Source organism: Nocardia sp. bgisy134 (assembly GCF_057708325.1).
In genome coordinates, this window is record NZ_JBYIRW010000006.1 from 151031 (window position 1) to 167192 (window position 16162).

Sequence of the window (16162 nt, forward strand, 5' to 3'; positions counted from 1 at the left end):
CAATTGCAGCACAGCCGGAAGGACTAGTAAAGAAGCGCAGTACATCCGGCTGGCACACGTTTCAGTTTTGGTCCCCAGAGGAAGGTTCAAGATGGGCACACCCGTCATCGTCGAGGCCGCTCGCACTCCGATCGGCAAGCGCGGCGGCTGGCTATCCGGCCTGCACGCCGCCGAACTCCTCGGCCTGGCCCAGCGCGGACTGCTCGAGCGCGCTCACCTGGACCCGGCCCAGGTGGAGCAGGTCATCGGCGGCTGCGTCACCCAGGCGGGCGAGCAGTCCAACAACGTCACCCGGGTCGCGTGGCTGCACGCCGGACTGCCGTGGCAGGTCGGCGCGACCACGATCGACGCGCAGTGCGGTTCGGCACAGCAGGCCAACCACCTGGTGGCCGGCCTCATCGCCGCAGGTGCGATCGATATCGGCATGGCCTGCGGCGTTGAGGCGATGAGCCGAGTTCCGTTGGGCGCCAACGTCGGCGAGCACGCCGGTCCGCGCAGGCCGGCGTCGTGGAATATCGACCTGCCCAACCAGTTCGAGGCCGCCGAGCGAATTGCCAAGCGGCGCGGCATCTCTCGCGCGGACGTCGACGAATTCGGCGCACGCTCGCAGCGGCTGGCCGGGCAGGCGTGGGCCGAAGGACGCTTCGATCGCGAGGTGCTGTCGGTCACCGCGCCCGCGGTGGACAAGGAAGGCAACCTCACCGGCGAGAAGCTGGACGTGGCCCGGGATCAAGGTCTGCGCGAGACCACCGTGGAGGGCTTGGCCAAGCTGAAGCCGGTCCTGGAGGGCGGCGTGCACACCGCAGGCAGTTCGTCACAGATCTCCGACGGCGCGGCCGCGGTGCTGCTGATGGACGAAAAGGCCGCGCAGCGAGCGGGTTTGCGCCCCCGCGCGCGGATCGTGACTCAGGCACTGGTCGGCGCCGAGCCGGAATTCCATCTCGACGGTCCGGTGCAAGCTTGCACTCGCCTACTGGAGCGTTCCGGGATGAGTATCGGCGACATCGACCTTTTCGAGATCAATGAGGCATTCGCTTCGGTCGCACTTTCGTGGGCTTCTGTACACCAGTCGGACATGGACCGGGTGAATGTCAACGGCGGCGCGATTGCTCTCGGCCATCCGGTCGGGTCCACCGGATCCCGGCTCATCACAACGGCTTTGCACGAACTGGAGCGGACCGGCGGCAGCACGGCAATGGTGCTCATGTGTGCCGGTGGCGCACTGGCGACAGGTACGATCATCGAGAGGTTGTAGCAACTTCAACTAATTCCACTCCCATTTGTTGAACGTTCATCCCAGAGCCCGCAAAACGTGTCGTACGCCACACAGTGACCAGTACGGCCGACTAGATGAGATGTCAGCTATCTTGTCGCTAACATCGCCCTGATCGGGAAGACCCCCGCGACGGGCCAGAACCGGGTCGTACCGCGCCTCCACTAGAGACGTTGGCGCGACCCGCAAACGCAACCGTCCCAGTAGCTTCGCCGACCGCTCACCTAGAAGCTTCAAGGAAATCCTGAATCAGGCGTAGGTTTTCAGTTACTGAGCCGCTAATATCAATGATACGTATCCGAGATAACGACTGTTAGTACAGCGAAGGGAATTGGGCGGCTCACAATGGCTGATTTCGCGGCGCGGCTGAACAAGCTGTTCGAAACCGTGCATCCCCCGGGGCGCAAGCCGCACACCAACGCGGAGGTTGCGGCTGCGCTGACGGCCTCCGGGCATCCGATCTCGAAACCGTATCTCTCGCAGTTGCGGTCGGGCCAACGGACCAACCCGTCGGACGAAACGGTGGCTGCACTGGCCAAGTTCTTCAAGGTCAAGCCGGACTACTTCTTCAACGACATCTATGCCGCCAAGATCGATCACGATCTTGAGCTGCTGTCCCAGCTGCAGGGCTACGGACTGCGTCGGCTGTCGAGTAGGGCGTTCGATCTTTCCGAAGAATCGCAGAACCTTCTCACCTCCATGGCGGAGAAGTTGCGGGCGAGTGAGGGCTTGCCCGAAATTCCTCCGGACGGAACCGAATAAGGTTCTCCCACAGCGCAGCACAGTGCGGCCATCGGTCGCACTGTGCTGCGTTGTGCGCGAACCAGCTCCCGAGGACGGGCAGGCCGGCGCGGCACACGGGTTCCCGCCGAATCCAATTCGGCGGAGTGCGCGCATTCTGTAGCGTCCGCGGATTGCGCGCCGATTCGGATTCCACGCCGTGCAAGAACGTTTGAAAGTGCACCGCTCGATCCATACCGAGCGGGTTGCGATCGCCATTGTGCAAACGCATGCCACACCACAGAAGACAGAGCGAGCAAGTTCCTCGTTCGGTCGATAGCCCCGATTTCCAGGGGCGCATTACATTCCACTGATGGACACGGGTCCAACTTCGATCCCGCGGCCTTATCGTCACGGTGACGATGCCCTCACAGGTCGACGGTGCGCGCGGTGAGCAGTGTAGTCATCCATCCGAGTCGATGTCATCGACGGGTGACCGGGAACACCGATCATCGAAAATCGTGGTGCGGCACGGAGAACGGCGGCCGTCACCACATGCGACGGCGACACCGATGGATGATCACCCGCGTCAGGTCATCGAGAAACCGGCTCCTCCGAGTGCGCGCCTGCGGTGGACTCGTAGGCGCGCGCGATCGCCTGTACCCAGCCGCGCGAACCGACACCCTCCGGCGGCGCGATCCATCGAGCGTCTATCACGATGTCGCCCAACGGATTTCGCGCCCACTCCGCCACCTCGTCGGCGCGCTCGGCGATGGCGTCGGGCGGCGTGCCCGCGGCCACCAACTCGACACCGCCACCCGATTGCAGGTAGAGGGCGTCCATGATCTGGGCGACCTGGTCCGAGGCACGCAGCTGCGTGGAGGTTCCGGTCTGATCGTGCGCCACCACTTCGGGGAACCGGCCGACCATCAGGCGGTGCAGCGACCGAATCTGGCGCAGCAGCACTCTGGCTCGCACCCACAGCTCCACCACGATCCACACCGCGCCGAAAGCGACCAGCAGCGCGGCGATTTCCCACGCGGGCCAGTCCCACGCCGGTTGACCCGCGGGCGCGCGCGGCTCGTCGGTCAGCGCGCGCCGCACCTGAAGCACCGCGAGCACGCCGACCAACGCGGTTCCCCCGGTGTAGATGGCGATGCCGCGGCCGAGCGTCGTCCAGTCCAGGTTGCGCAATCCGGTCACGACGATGAAGATCGCGCCGAGCACGACGAGCAGCCAGCCGAACGTGTACGACCACGACAGCGCGATGGCCACCGCGGTCGTGCCCGCCGCGTAGATCACCATGCCGATCTGGCGCAGGTTGCGCCGCGAGACCACCGGCCACGCCGCGGCGGCCACCACCGAGGTGGCCGTGACGAACGCGAGCCACGCCGAGAGCACGACGCCGTCGGACAGCAGCCCGGAGCGCAGACCATGCGGGCGCAGATTGTCCACGGCGAGGGCGATTTCGGGCACCGCGACCGTCGCGCCGAGCGCTACCGCGGCCACCGCGACGACGATCGCCACCCGCGCCGTCGTCGCGGGTTTCACCAGCACGCGCCCCACGCGCGCGCCCGCGGCCACCCAGACCAGCATGGCCGTCAACCAGAACGTCATCCGAGTGCCTCATCGAATCGAAGGACCGAGACGCCCGCGCCTCGGCTGTTGAAGACGCGCAGCCGGGTCATCAGCATGGCGGCGAAGGTCTCGGCCTCCCATTCGGCCAGCTCGTCGGCGCCGTCGTCGACGATCTGCTGATGGGCGCGCTGGCTCAGCATGTAGGCGATCAGGTCGTCGCCGGCCTCCAGTGTCACCTCCGGTGCGGGCGCGCCCTCGTGGTCGAAGACGATGTGGCCGAGTTCGTGGGCCAGCGTGTGATCGCGGCTGGGCAATGTGGCCGCCAGCACGATGACGTCCCGGTCGGGATAGAACCTGCGCTGGCCGCAGACACCGGGACCCAGCTGGGCACTGGCGATCTCGATTTCCCGCTTACGCTCGTTGGCGATCGCGGCGACCACCTCGTCCAGGGTGGTGGCGTCGTAGTCGGCGGCCACGGCGCACACCGCGTCGACCGCGGCCGCCACCCGCCGGTAGGACCGGGAACTGCTCTGCGTCCTGCTCTCACTCATGCCTGACCCTTCACAACCTCGGGCCGAAGAACTGGGCGCGGGCGGCGTCCACCTTGGCCTGCGCGGCGGAGGCGCTCTGGAAACTGACCACGCCGGAACCGGTTCCGGCGAGCGCGAGGGCGACGAGGCCGCCGACGACCGAGAGCACGTTCGGTTCGGGCAGTCCGTTGTCGGCGCTCGTCGGGCGTACGTCGTGGTTCGGATTCGCGGGCACTTGCGGCGCGGGAGCGGGCGGCGGAGTCTGCTCCGGAACCGCCTTCGCGGCGGGCGGTGCGGCGACCGGGATCGGAGCGAGCTGTGGAGCCGGGCCGTCAGGGACGGGCGGAATGACGAGGGGCGCAGCAGGAGTCGCCGGGACGGGCAGTGTCGGCAGCGGGATCAGCAGGAGCAGCAGTGGGGAGGCGGAGCCGACCGCGGCCGAACCGACGGCGGCGGAACCGACAGCCGCCGACCCCGGACCCGCCGAACCAACACCGGCCGAACCGACACCCGCGGAACCAACGCCCGCCGAACCGACACCCGCGGAACCAACAGCGGCCGAACCGACACCGGCCGAACCGACAGCCGCGGAACCGACAGCGGCAGAGCCGACGGCCGCCGAACCGACAGCGGCAGAGCCGACGGCCGCCGAACCGACAGCGGCAGAGCCGACGGCCGCCGAACCGACAGCGGCAGAACCAACGGCCACCGAACCGACAGCTGCCCCCAGACCCGCCGAACCGGTACCGAGCAACGCAGCCAATCCGGCTGAGCCGGTGCCCAACAACGCACCCAATCCGGCCGACCCGGTACCGAGCACAGCGGCCAACCCGGCGGAACCGGCCGCACCGGCCGAGCCCAATCCGGCTGAGCCCAGTCCGGCGGAACCCGCGGCGGCGGCGGAACCGAGTCCAGCGGAACCCGCGGCGCTTGCCGAGCCGACAGCGGACGAACCGATCTCCTCGGCGGTGGGTTCGGGAGTCATTGGCACCAGCGGCAATCCGGGGCCCGTGATGGAAGCGCTCGACGCGGGGACGCGCGGCTGACCCGGCTCCTCGGGCGGTATGCCACCCGGTTGCGCGAGGGCGGCAACGGAACCGAGTAGCGCAAAACCGGTCACAGCTCCGGCTAGTGCCACCGCACGGAACGTGCGACCAACGGCCATGCGCCAGCCTTCCCCTCTTCGTACAGCGCAGCTATATGCCCGGTCGCAACACCTCATCCGGACTTTTGACGGACGGGTGCCCATAGTAAACCCCCGCCCTGAAAGGCGCAGGGAAAGGATGGCAGCGCACAGCGGCGCCCCGAGGGGACAGGGCTCGCGTCACATGGCGTTAGCTCGAATTTCACTGGGCGAGCCCAGGGCCCGCCCAGCAAACAGATCGATCAGGCTCCGTACACCGGCTCCGGCGGCGCGGCCTTCGCGATGAGGTCCGCGACGACCGGGCCGAGCTCGACGGGCTCCCAGCGCGCGCCGCGATCCACCGCGACGCCGTGCCGCCAGCCGTCGGCCAGCGCGACCTTGCCGCCCTCGACCTCGAACATGCGGCCGGTGACACCGGCGGACTGGGGGCTGCCGAGCCAGACCACCAGCGGCGAGATGTTCTCCGGCGCCATCGCGTCGAACCCGTCCTCGGGCTTGGCCATCGTCTCGGCGAACACGGTCTCGGTCATCCTGGTGCGCGCGGCGGGCGCGATGGCGTTGACGGTCACGCCGTACCGGGCGAATTCAGCGGCGGCGGTCAGGGTCAGCCCGGCGATACCCGCCTTCGCGGCGCCGTAGTTGCCCTGGCCGACGCTGCCCTGCAGGCCTGCGCCGGAGCTGGTGTTGATGATGCGGGCGTCGACCGGACGGCCCGCCTTGCTCTCGCCGCGCCAGTATTCGATGGCGTGACGCATGGTGGCGAAATGGCCCTTGAGGTGCACTCGCACCACCGCGTCCCACTCGTCCTCGCCCAGGTTGACCAGCATCCGGTCGCGCACGAAGCCCGCGTTGTTGACCAACACGTCCAGCCCGCCGAAGGTATCGACTGCCTGCCGGATCAGGTTGCGCGCGCCCGCCCAGTCCGCGATGTCGTCGCCGTTGGCCACGGCTTGGCCGCCCATCGCCTCGATTTCGGCGACCACCTGCTGGGCGGGCGTCTCGACGGTGGCAGCGCCGTCGAGGGCGGAGCCGAGGTCGTTGACCACCACGCGCGCGCCCGCGGCCGCGAAGGCCAGCGCGTGCGCCCGGCCGATACCGCGGCCCGCGCCGGTGACGATGACGGTGCGCCCCGCACAGATCTGCTCGCTCATTACCTGTTGTCCTCTTTCGTTCTGTTCGGGATCAGGCCCGCTGCTGGTCGTGCTCCGCGGTGGACGCGGCAAGGAAGGCGGGGCGCTCGCCGCCACCGTGCACCGGCAGCGAGGCGCCGCTGACGTAGGCGGCGAGGGGCGAGGCCAGGAAGGCGGCGGCGCGGCCGATGTCCTCGGGACGGGCCATCCGGCCGAGCGGAACCGTCGCGGCGACGGCGTCGACGCCCTCGCGGTCGCCGTAGTGCATTTCGGTGAGCTCGGTCTCGACCAGGCCGACCACCAGCGAGTTCACCCTGACCTTCGGGGCCCACTCGACGGCGAGGGATTGGGTCAGGTTGTCGATGCCCGCCTTGGCCGCGCCGTAGGCCGCGGTGCCCGGGGAGGGCCGATGGCCGCTGACGCTGGAGATCATCACGATCGATCCGCCGTCGGACTGTTCCTGCATGACCGCGTTGGCGGCCTGCGAAACCAGTAGCGGGGCGAGGAGATTCAGCTCCACGATCTTGGCGTGGAAGTTCTTGCTCGCGGTGGCGGCGAGCGCGAAGGGGGCGCCGCCCGCGTTGTTCACCAGGTGATCGAGCCGCCCGTGGCGGGCGAGCACCGTGTCGATCATGCCCTGGACCGCGTCGCCGTCGCGGACGTCGCACGGCAGGTATTCGATCTCCCGGCCGTCGTGGACCACCGGGGCGTCGGCCGGGCGCCGGGCGCACGCGACCACCGTCGCACCCGCCGCCAGGAATGTCCTGCTGATCCCCGCGCCTACACCGCGCACTCCGCCGGTGACCAAAACGACGCGATCGGTCAGATCGATTTCGAGTCCCACCGTGCTAACCTACCAAGCAACTGCTTGCTTTGCCAATGCCCGGCGACATCCGGCACGCACCACGAGCTCAGAAACGAAGGACATGCGATGGGGATCAACCGTCACTCCGAATCAACCGGCATCACCGTCGTCACGGTCGACTACCCGCCGGTCAATGCCATCCCGACCGACGGCTGGTTCGCCATCGCCGACGCCGTCCGCGCGGCAGGGCGCGACCCAGAGACCAAGGTCGTGGTACTGCGCGCGGAGAACCGCGGCTTCAACGCGGGCGTCGACATCAAGGAGATCCAGAGCAAGCCGGGCCACCAGGCGCTGATCGACGCCAACCACGGCTGCTTCGAGGCGTTCGCCGCGGTCTACGACTGCCCGGTGCCGGTCATCGCGGTGGTGCAGGGCTTCTGCCTCGGCGGCGGCATCGGCCTGGTCGGCAACGCCGACGTCGTCATCGCCTCCGACGACGCCACCTTCGGCCTGCCCGAGGTGGACCGCGGCGCGCTCGGCGCGGCCACGCACCTCTCCCGGCTGGTCCCCCAGCACCTGATGCGCGCGCTGTTCTACACCGCGAGCACCATCACCGCCCAGCAGCTGCAGCACTACGGCTCGGTGTACCAGGTGGTGCCGCGCGCCGAACTCGACGCCGCCGCCATGGAAGTCGCCAAGAACATCGCGGCCAAGGACGGCCGGGTGATCCGGGCGGCCAAGCGCGCGCTCAACGGCATCGACGTGCAGGACGTGCACCGCAGCTACCGCTACGAGCAGGGCTTCACCTTCGAACTGAACCTGGCGGGCGTCGCCGACGAGATCCGCGCCAGGTTCGAAGACGACCTCGCGGCGCGCAAGGCCGGCGAGTAGCCCGCCCACGGATACAGGAGAACACATGCGGGACAAGCGAATGTCGCTCGACGACGTGGTCGGCGAGCTGCGCAGCGGAATGACCATCGGCATCGGCGGCTGGGGTTCCCGGCGCAAGCCGATGGCGCTGGTGCGGGCCATCCTGCGCTCGGACCTCACCGATCTGACCGTGGTCAGCTACGGCGGCCCCGACCTGGGCCTGCTCTGCTCGGCGGGCAAGGTGCGCAAGGCGTACTACGGGTTCGTGTCGCTGGATTCGGCGCCCTTCTACGATCCGTGGTTCGCCAAGGCGCGCACCGAGGGCGCGATCACGGTCCGCGAAATGGACGAGGGCATGGTCAAGTGCGGTCTACAGGCCGCGGCGGCCCGGCTGCCGTTCCTGCCGATCCGCGCCGGGCTCGGCTCCGCGGTCATGGATTTCTGGGAGGGCGAGCTGAAGACCGTCGCCTCCCCCTACCCGGCCGCCGACGGACGGACCGAAACGCTCGTCGCCATGCCCGCGCTGAATCTCGATGCGGCGCTGGTTCATCTGGACCTCGGCGACAAGCACGGCAATGCCGCCTACACCGGCGTCGACCCCTACTTCGACGATCTGTACTGCCTGTCCGCCGAGCGCCGCTACCTGTCGGTGGATCGGCTGACCGAGACCGAGGAGCTGGTGAAAGCCGTTCCGCAGCAGGCGATCATCCTCAACCGGATGATGGTCGACGGCGTGGTCGAGGCCCCGGGCGGCGCGCACTTCACATTCTCCGGCAGCTACGGCCGGGACGAGAAATTCCAGCGTCACTACGTGGCGGCCGCCAAGACGCCCGAGTCGTGGGCCGAGTTCAAGGCCACGTACCTCGACGTCTCCGAGGACGAATACCAGGCGGCCGTCCGCGCTTTCGCCACGCAGGAGGGCTGACCCGATGACCGACACCACCACGAGCACCCTCGCCGAAGTGTGCGTCGTCGCCTGCGCGGAGATCTTCCGCGGGGCGGGCGAGATCATGGCGAGCCCGATGTCCCCGGTCACCACGATCGGCGCGCGACTGGCCCGGCTTACCTTCGAACCGGATCTGCTGCTCTCCGACGGCGAGGCGCTCTACCTGGCCGAAACGCCCGCGCTCGGCGCGAAAGCCCCCATCGAGGGCTGGATTCCGTTCTCCAAGGTCTTCGACGTGGTCGCCTCCGGTCGACGGCACGTTGTCATGGGCGCCAACCAGATCGACAAGTACGGCAACCAGAACCTGTCCGCCTTCGGCCCGCTCCAGCGGCCGACCAGGCAGATGTTCGGCGTGCGTGGCGCGCCGGGCAACACGATCAACCACGCCACCAGCTATTGGGTGCCCAGGCACACCAACCGGGTGTTCTGCGAGCAGGTCGACATCGTCTCCGGCGTCGGCTACGACAAGATCGACCCGGCCAACCCGGCTTTCCGCTTCCACCACCTGCACCGGGTCGTGAGCAATCTGGGCGTCTTCGATTTCGGCGGGCCCGGCCACACGATGCGCGCCCTCTCGCTGCACCCCGGGGTGAGCCCGGAAGAGGTCGCCGAGAACACCTCGTTCGAGATCGCCGGGCTCGGCGAGGCGGGCGAGACGCGGCTGCCGAGCGCGGAAGAACTGCGGATCATCCGGACGGTGCTGGATCCCAAGGGCATTCGCGACAAGGAAGTGGCCGCATGACCGAGTCAGGGCCCGGAGGAGGCAGCCTGCGTAACCACGTAGGGCCCCTCGGGCATGCACGAAAGGACACCGCGTGACCGGACGCCTGCACACGCCGCTGACCGAATTGGTCGGCGTCGAGCATCCCGTCGTACAGACCGGCATGGGCTGGGTGGCCGGCCCGAGCCTGGTCTCGGCCACCGCCAACGCGGGCGGCCTCGGCATTCTCGCCTCGGCGACCATGACCTTCGCGGAGCTGGAAGCGGCGATCGCGAAGACCAAGTCGCAGACCGACAAACCGTTCGGCGTGAACATCCGCGCCGACGCCACCGACGCGGGCGAGCGCATCGACCTGCTGATCAGGGAGAAGGTGGCGGTCGCCTCGTTCGCGCTCGCGCCGAAGAAGGATCTCATCGCCAAGCTCAAAGACGCAGGCGTCGTGGTGATTCCGTCGATCGGCGCGGCCAAGCACGCGGTGAAGGTGGCCTCCTGGGGCGCCGACGCGGTGATCGTGCAGGGCGGCGAGGGCGGCGGGCACACCGGTCCCGTCGCGACCACGCTGCTGCTGCCCTCGGTGCTCGACGCAGTCGACATCCCGGTCGTCGCGGCGGGCGGTTTCTTCGACGGGCGCGGCCTGGCGGCGGCGCTGGCCTACGGCGCGGCGGGCGTCGCGATGGGCACCCGCTTCCTGCTGACCCAGGAGAGTTCCGTGCCCGACGCGGTGAAACAGGAATACCTGCGCAGGCAGTTGCAGGACACCGTGGTCTCGTTGAAGGTCGACGGCATGCCGCATCGCGTGCTGAACACCGAACTGGTGCAGCGGCTGGAGAATTCGGGCCGCTGGCGTGGCTTGGCCGCGGCGGTGTCGAACGCGGCGCGGTTCAAGAGCATGACCGGCATGAAGTGGTCGACCATGGTCAAGGATGGCCTCGCCATGCGAAAGACCAAGGACCTCAGCTGGTCCCAGGTGATCATGGCCGCCAACACCCCGATGCTGTTGCGCGCCGGGCTCGTCGAGGGCAACACCCAGGCGGGGGTGCTGGCCGCGGGTCAGGTCACCGGCATCATCGACGACCTGCCGACCTGCAAGGAGCTCATCGATCACGTGGTCGCCGACGCGCTGGCGCGGATCGAGGCGATGTCGGCGCTCGCCGGTCGAACGGCTACTCACTGACCCCCGATCAGCATCGACCTACAAGGCCGCTCGATCCCCGATCGAGCGGCCTTGTCATGCCCTGAACCGGCGGGCCAGGCGCGTCGGCGCGATGCGACCGAGCCCGCCGGCACAAGGACCTCGCAGCGGTTTCGCACGCTCCGCAGCCGGTATACGCCCTGCGAGGCGTGTGGAGCATATGCGTGGATCTACTATCTGCCGGTGGGGTTGCGCCGCCTACGCTGACGTTATGGCTTCCACCGTTTGGGCGATCATCACGACGACGCCGAAAATCCGCAGACGCATCGGAGTTGGCATGCGCGCCGCGGAGGACTGACCACAGCGATCACAGCCGTGCCCACGGGTGTCTGCCTCGGCCGCCCAGCCAACCGCTGCCCGCGACCGACGGGCGCATCACCACGAAAACCGCTCCGGGCGAATGGCATTCGCCCGGCGCAGATCGCGATCGGTGCTTACAGGCGCTCGATGATGGTGGCGTTGGCGGTGCCGCCGCCCTCGCAGATGGTCAGCAGGCCGTAGCGGCCGTTGCGGCGCTCCAGCTCGTTGAGCAGGGTGGCGAAGAGCTTGGCTCCGGTGGCGCCGAGCGGGTGGCCCAGCGCGATGGCGCCGCCGTTGACGTTGACCTTCTCCGGGTCGGCGCCGGTCTCCTTCAGCCAGGCGAGCACGACGGGAGCGAAGGCCTCGTTGATCTCCACCACGTCGATGTCGTCGATGGTGAGACCGGTCTTCGCCAGCGCCCACTTGGTGGCCGGGATGGGCGCGGTGAGCATGAAGATCGGGTCGGCGCCGCGCGCGCTGACGTGGTGGATGCGGGCGCGCGGGGTCAGGCCGTATTCCTGCACCGCCCACTCCGAGGCGAGCAGGGTGGCGCTGGCGCCGTCGGAGATCTGGCTGGCCACCGCGGCGGTGAGCGGGCTGCCCTCGGCGAGCGCGGGCAGCGAGGCCATCTTCTCCAGCGAGGTCTCGCGCGGGCCCTGGTCGATCCAGAAATCGCCGACCGGGACGATCTCCTTGTCGAACTTGCCTTCCTTGATGGCCTGGCGGGCGCGCTCGTGGCTGCGCAGCGCCCACTGCTCCATGTCCTGGCGGCTGATACCCCACTTCTCGGCGATCAGCTGCGCGCCGCGGAACTGGGAGACCTCGTCGGTGCCGTACCGGTGGTCCCAGCCCTGCGCGCCGACGAACGGCGACTCGAAGCCGTACTCCTTGCCCGCCAGCATGGCCGCCGAGATCGGGATGGCGCTCATGTTCTGGACGCCGCCTGCGACGATCACCTCGGCGGTGCCGCTCATGATGGCCTGCGCGCCGAAATTGATGGCCTGCTGGGAAGATCCGCACTGCCGGTCGACGGTGACGCCGGGGACTTCCTCCGGGTAGCCCGCGGCCAGCCACATGGTGCGGCCGATGTTGCCCGCCTGCGGACCGACGTTGTCGACGCAGCCGACGATCACGTCATCGACATTGATCGGGTCGATCGGGTTGCGGTCGAGCAGTCCGCGCAGCGCGGCCGCACCCAGATCGGCCGGATGCACACCGGCCAGCGCACCTCCGCGCTTGCCGACGGGGGTGCGCACCGCGTCGATCACGTAGGCGTCCCGCAGCGGGGTGTAAGGGGGACGGTAGTCGTCGGAGCCTGCGGAGACGGCGGGGCGGGTAGGCCCAGCGCGGCGGGCGGAAGGTGCAGACATGGGGTCTCCTAGTCGGTGTGCTGCGAGGCGGTGAGCCCGTCGAGCACGATGGTGAGGTACTGCTTTGCGAGGTTTTCGACGGTGATGGCGCCGCCCGGCTGGTACCAGCGCACGGCGACCCAGACGGTGTCGCGCAGGAAGCGATAGGCCAGTTCGACGTCGAGCTCGGGACGGAAGCTGCCGTCCTCGACACCGTTGGTCAGCACCCGGTGCCAGAGCTCGCGGAACTCGCGGTTGTACTCCGCGATGTAGGCGAAACGCTCCGCGTCGCGCAGGCGTTTGGCCTCGGCCTGGTAGATCGCGACCGCGGCGTGGAAGCGGTCGAACGACTCGTAGGACGCGATCACCAAGGCTTCCAAGGTGTCTCGCGAGCTGAGGCCGGAGCCGACGATCTCGCGGTAGCGGCCGAACAGGTCGTCCAGGAAGCCGCGCAGGATCTCGTCCACCATCGACTCCTTGGAATCGAAGTGGTGGTAGAGGCTCCCGGATAGAATCCCCGCCGCGTCGGCGATATCGCGCACCGTGGTCGCGCGCAGTCCACGCTGGGCGAACAGGTCGGCCGCCAGCGCGAGCAGTTCGTTGCGTCGTGCGGATTTCGAGGCGTCAGGTGCGGTCACGAAGGCCATAATACAACCAAGCATTTGCTTGGTGGTAGTAGGCAACGGCACATCCTGATTCGGCGGGTTTCGGTGGTGCGCTAGCGCAGGGAGTAGCGGATCGGAGAGGAGACCGAGAGGTCGGCGAGGAGGCGGTCGCAGATGACGACCGGGGAGATGCCGGCGCGGGCCATGCGGGCGACTAGCGCCAATCTTCGCTCCGGCGTGTCCCATTCGACGGTCAGTGGCCCGCGGCCGGGGCCCGCGTCGACGGTCGCCATCACCCTGGGCGGGCCGTACGGGACCGGTTCCTCGATGAGCTTCAGCACCATGCCGCGCTGCCAGGCGTGGTAGGCGTCCATATCGGCGCCGACCACCAGTTTGTCGGTGGCCGCGCACAGACCCTGCGCGATCTCGTCGGCGACGGCGCCGCGGTCGAAGTGATGTTTGCGGCAGCGGCGCAGCACCTCGATCAGATCGGCGCGGACCTCGCGCAGCAGCGCGGTCTGGCGCTGTCGCCGCCGATCCTGGTCCGAGGGAACCCCGGCGGGAGACCGCAGTCCGATCCGGCTGGCGCGAGCGTTGTCGCGCACCATGTCGGCGCGCAACGCGGCTCTCGGGTCTCGTTCGACTTCGCTCTCGTCGATCGCGAACCGCTCGAGAATCTGCGCGGCCCGGCACGCCGTCGCCCGCGCGGACTCGTGGTTCATGAGCTCGGCGCCGAGCGTCAGGGCAGCGAGAACCATGCTGTCCAGCCTGCGCCTGGCCAACACGACCTCGCGTACGACATCGAGTTCTAGTTGTTCGCGGGCAGGTGGGCGATCCGGGCCCATAGCCAACGCCCCTTACGAAATTGCGGGATCCGTCCTTCCCCAGCATGGCACACCCCAGCCCCGCGCGCGCCACCCTTTTTCACCTGATCGGGCGCCCATTTCCGGGGAGGGAAGCGGACGCCCGAAGGCGATCTCAATCGGGCGCCTCAGGCCCGCTGACTGCTCACCGAAACGACCTCGCCGGTGAGGTAGCTGGTGTAGTCGCTGGCCAGCATGGCGATGGTCGCGGCCACCTCCCACGGCTCGGCCGCGCGGCCGAAAGCCTCTCGTTCGGAGAGCTGATCCAGCAGCTCCGTCGAGCTGACCTTGTCGAGGAACGCGTGCCGCGCGATGCTCGGCGAGACGGCGTTGATCCGCACGCCGAGCTCGGCGGCCTCGACCGCGCTGCACCGGGTCAGCGCCATCACACCGGCCTTGGCCGCGGCGTAGTGCGCCTGCCCGTACTGCGCGCGCCAGCCGAGGACGCTGGCGTTGTTCACGATGACGCCGCCGTGGCCCGCCGAACGGAAGTAGGCCAGCGCGGCGCGGGTGCACCGGAAGGTGCCGTTGAGCGTGATGTCCAAGACGCGGTCCCACTGCTCGTCGGTCATGTCGACCACCGGCGTCTCACCGCCGAGGCCCGCGTTGTTGACCATGATGTCGATGCGGCCGAGCACTTCCGCCGCGCCGCGCACCAGCGCGTCCACCTGCTCGGTGCTCTGCACATCGCAGGCGATCGCGGCGACCCGGCGATCCGGGAACTCGCCCTTCAGCTCGACCTCGGTCTCGGCGAGCCTGCGCTCGTGCCAATCGGAGACGACCACGTCGGCGCCCTCGGCGAGCAGCCTGCGCGCGGTCGCCGAGCCGATGCCGGTCCCGGCGGCCGCGGTGACGACGGCGACGCGTCCGGTCAGCAGGCCGTGCCCGGCGACGGGCTCAGGGGCGACCGAAAGGGGCCGCGCCGTCACGGCCGGGCCTCGCGCGGCAGACCGAGCACGCGCTCGGAGATGATGTTGCGCTGCACTTCGTTCGAACCTCCGTAGATGGTGTCGGCGCGGGTGAACAGATACAGCCGCTGCCATTCGTTGAGATCGTCGTCCTCGTCGGCCACCAGGCCGCGCGCGCCGAGCACGGCCATGGCCAGTTCGCCGAGGCCGCGGTGCCAATTGGCCCAGAGCAGCTTGGCGACCGAGGCCTGTCCGCCGTCGTCGACGCCGGTGCCTTCCATGGTGCGCAGCGCGTGCGCGCGCAGCACCCGCAGACCCACCCAGGCCCGGTCGATCCGGTCGGCGATGAGCGGGTCGTCGGCCACGCCGATGCGGCGGGCCAGCGCCTCGATGTCGGCCAGTTCCCTGGCGAAGCGGATCTGCTGGCCGAGGGTGGAGATGCCGCGTTCGAAGGTCAGTGTGCCCATCGCGATGCGCCAGCCGTCGCCCGGCGCGCCGACGACCAGGTCGGCGGCGGTGCGCGCGTCGTCGAAGAAGACCTCGTTGAATTCCGAGGTCCCGGTGAGCTGGATGATCGGGCGCACCTCGATACCCGGCTGCTTCATGGGAACGAGCAGGTACGACAGGCCCTTGTGGCGGGACGAGCCCTTCTCGGTGCGCGCCACCACGAAGCACCAGTCGGCCACGTGGGCCAGCGAGGTCCAGATCTTCTGGCCGTTGATGGACCATTCGTCGCCGTCGAGGTGCGCGGCGGTGCTGATGGCGGCCAGGTCCGAGCCCGCACCCGGTTCCGAGTAGCCCTGGCACCACAGCTCGGTGACGTTGCGGATGCCGGGCAGGAAACGGTCCTTCTGCGCCTGGGTGCCGAAGGCGAGCAGGGTCGGGCCGAGCAGCTCCTCCCCCACGTGCGAGACCCGCGCGGGCGCGTTCGCCTTGGCGTATTCCTCGTGGAAGATCACCTGCTGACGCACGGTGGCCTCGCGACCGCCGTACTCCTTGGGCCAGCCGAGGCAGGTCCACCCGGAGGCGGCCAGGTGCCGGTCCCAGGCCAGGCGCTCGTCGAACGCCTCGTGTTCGCGGCCTGGACCGCCTAGTCCGCGCAGTTCGCGGAATTCTCCGTCGAGATTCTCGGCCAGCCATTCCCGCACTTCGGCGGAAAACCGCGCGTCCTGCGCGGCAGTGTCGGAATCTGAGGTCTGGATCGCAACCACGACGGTAGGATAACCTA

The 16162-nt window shown here is 68.8% G+C and carries 16 protein-coding genes; 6 read left to right on the forward strand and 10 right to left on the reverse strand.

Annotated elements, in window-relative coordinates:
- Window positions 1–91 precede the first annotated feature (91 nt).
- Window positions 92–1255, forward strand: coding sequence for a steroid 3-ketoacyl-CoA thiolase (locus AC3ERS_RS13285; protein WP_431967096.1), 1164 nt, complete (start codon window positions 92–94; stop codon window positions 1253–1255).
- 363 nt (window positions 1256–1618) lie between these two features.
- The gene (locus tag AC3ERS_RS13290) at window positions 1619–2035 is read left to right on the forward strand and encodes a helix-turn-helix domain-containing protein (RefSeq protein ID WP_011207048.1); all 417 of its coding nucleotides are present in this window, start codon (window positions 1619–1621) and stop codon (window positions 2033–2035) included.
- A gap of 552 nt (window positions 2036–2587) precedes the next feature.
- On the opposite strand, the gene AC3ERS_RS13295 is transcribed toward AC3ERS_RS13290, so the two are convergent.
- The 5 genes from AC3ERS_RS13295 to AC3ERS_RS13315 all read right to left on the reverse strand — a co-directional run bounded on the left by AC3ERS_RS13295 (window position 2588) and on the right by AC3ERS_RS13315 (window position 7219).
- Entirely contained in the window at window positions 2588–3610 is a 1023-nt protein-coding gene (locus AC3ERS_RS13295; protein WP_431967098.1) for a hypothetical protein, read from the reverse strand.
- Entirely contained in the window at window positions 3607–4122 is a 516-nt protein-coding gene (locus AC3ERS_RS13300; protein ID WP_431967100.1) for an ImmA/IrrE family metallo-endopeptidase, read from the reverse strand. The genes AC3ERS_RS13295 and AC3ERS_RS13300 overlap by 4 nt, the downstream gene beginning before the upstream one ends.
- Window positions 4123–4433: 311 nt before the next feature.
- Window positions 4434–5297, reverse strand: a complete 864-nt coding sequence (locus tag AC3ERS_RS13305) for a pentapeptide repeat-containing protein (protein ID WP_431967430.1) — start codon at window positions 5295–5297, stop codon at window positions 4434–4436.
- A gap of 190 nt (window positions 5298–5487) precedes the next feature.
- Entirely contained in the window at window positions 5488–6396 is a 909-nt protein-coding gene (locus AC3ERS_RS13310) for an SDR family oxidoreductase (protein WP_431967102.1), read from the reverse strand.
- Window positions 6397–6427: 31 nt separating this feature from the next.
- The gene (locus AC3ERS_RS13315; RefSeq protein WP_431967104.1) at window positions 6428–7219 is read right to left on the reverse strand and encodes an SDR family oxidoreductase; all 792 of its coding nucleotides are present in this window, start codon (window positions 7217–7219) and stop codon (window positions 6428–6430) included.
- Window positions 7220–7306: 87 nt separating this feature from the next.
- Here AC3ERS_RS13315 and AC3ERS_RS13320 point away from each other — a divergent pair, with 87 nt between their 5' ends.
- The 4 genes from AC3ERS_RS13320 (at window position 7307) to AC3ERS_RS13335 (ending at window position 10891) form a co-directional block, all read left to right on the forward strand.
- Window positions 7307–8071, forward strand: a complete 765-nt coding sequence (locus AC3ERS_RS13320) for an enoyl-CoA hydratase family protein (protein ID WP_431967106.1) — start codon at window positions 7307–7309, stop codon at window positions 8069–8071.
- A 25-nt stretch (window positions 8072–8096) separates the two neighbouring features.
- On the forward strand, window positions 8097–8975 hold the full coding sequence (locus tag AC3ERS_RS13325; RefSeq protein ID WP_431967108.1) for a CoA transferase subunit A: 879 nt from the start codon (window positions 8097–8099) through the stop codon (window positions 8973–8975).
- Between the two features lie 4 nt (window positions 8976–8979).
- Complete coding sequence (locus AC3ERS_RS13330) at window positions 8980–9738, forward strand: CoA-transferase subunit beta (protein WP_431967110.1); 759 nt, start codon at window positions 8980–8982, stop codon at window positions 9736–9738.
- Between the two features lie 73 nt (window positions 9739–9811).
- Window positions 9812–10891 (forward strand): NAD(P)H-dependent flavin oxidoreductase, encoded by a 1080-nt coding sequence (locus AC3ERS_RS13335; protein ID WP_431967112.1) that lies wholly within the window; start codon window positions 9812–9814, stop codon window positions 10889–10891.
- Window positions 10892–11343: 452 nt separating this feature from the next.
- Here AC3ERS_RS13335 and AC3ERS_RS13340 read toward each other — a convergent pair whose 3' ends face one another.
- The 5 genes from AC3ERS_RS13340 to AC3ERS_RS13360 all read right to left on the reverse strand — a co-directional run bounded on the left by AC3ERS_RS13340 (window position 11344) and on the right by AC3ERS_RS13360 (window position 16145).
- The gene (locus AC3ERS_RS13340; RefSeq protein ID WP_431967432.1) at window positions 11344–12492 is read right to left on the reverse strand and encodes an acetyl-CoA C-acetyltransferase; all 1149 of its coding nucleotides are present in this window, start codon (window positions 12490–12492) and stop codon (window positions 11344–11346) included.
- A gap of 95 nt (window positions 12493–12587) precedes the next feature.
- Window positions 12588–13205, reverse strand: coding sequence for a TetR/AcrR family transcriptional regulator (locus tag AC3ERS_RS13345; protein ID WP_431967114.1), 618 nt, complete (start codon window positions 13203–13205; stop codon window positions 12588–12590).
- Window positions 13206–13276: 71 nt separating this feature from the next.
- Window positions 13277–13921 (reverse strand): hypothetical protein, encoded by a 645-nt coding sequence (locus AC3ERS_RS13350; RefSeq protein WP_488186270.1) that lies wholly within the window; start codon window positions 13919–13921, stop codon window positions 13277–13279.
- A 233-nt stretch (window positions 13922–14154) separates the two neighbouring features.
- Entirely contained in the window at window positions 14155–14955 is an 801-nt protein-coding gene (locus tag AC3ERS_RS13355; protein ID WP_431967118.1) for an SDR family oxidoreductase, read from the reverse strand.
- Complete coding sequence (locus AC3ERS_RS13360) at window positions 14952–16145, reverse strand: acyl-CoA dehydrogenase family protein (protein WP_431967120.1); 1194 nt, start codon at window positions 16143–16145, stop codon at window positions 14952–14954. Before AC3ERS_RS13360 ends, AC3ERS_RS13355 begins: the two co-directional genes overlap by 4 nt.
- Between the last annotated feature and the right edge of the window lie 17 nt (window positions 16146–16162).

What these genes read in the sequence shown, in the direction of transcription:
- AC3ERS_RS13285 (WP_431967096.1), top strand. Translation starts at nt 92, where the DNA reads ATGGGCACACCCGTCATCGTCGAGGCCGCTCGCACTCCGATCGGCAAG.
- AC3ERS_RS13290 (WP_011207048.1), top strand. Translation starts at nt 1,619, where the DNA reads ATGGCTGATTTCGCGGCGCGGCTGAACAAGCTGTTCGAAACCGTGCAT.
- AC3ERS_RS13295 (WP_431967098.1), bottom strand. Translation starts at nt 3,610, where the DNA reads ATGACGTTCTGGTTGACGGCCATGCTGGTCTGGGTGGCCGCGGGCGCG.
- AC3ERS_RS13300 (WP_431967100.1), bottom strand. Translation starts at nt 4,122, where the DNA reads ATGAGTGAGAGCAGGACGCAGAGCAGTTCCCGGTCCTACCGGCGGGTG.
- AC3ERS_RS13310 (WP_431967102.1), bottom strand. Translation starts at nt 6,396, where the DNA reads ATGAGCGAGCAGATCTGTGCGGGGCGCACCGTCATCGTCACCGGCGCG.
- AC3ERS_RS13320 (WP_431967106.1), top strand. Translation starts at nt 7,307, where the DNA reads ATGGGGATCAACCGTCACTCCGAATCAACCGGCATCACCGTCGTCACG.
- AC3ERS_RS13325 (WP_431967108.1), top strand. Translation starts at nt 8,097, where the DNA reads ATGCGGGACAAGCGAATGTCGCTCGACGACGTGGTCGGCGAGCTGCGC.
- AC3ERS_RS13330 (WP_431967110.1), top strand. Translation starts at nt 8,980, where the DNA reads ATGACCGACACCACCACGAGCACCCTCGCCGAAGTGTGCGTCGTCGCC.
- AC3ERS_RS13345 (WP_431967114.1), bottom strand. Translation starts at nt 13,205, where the DNA reads ATGGCCTTCGTGACCGCACCTGACGCCTCGAAATCCGCACGACGCAAC.
- AC3ERS_RS13350 (WP_488186270.1), bottom strand. Translation starts at nt 13,921, where the DNA reads ATGGTTCTCGCTGCCCTGACGCTCGGCGCCGAGCTCATGAACCACGAG.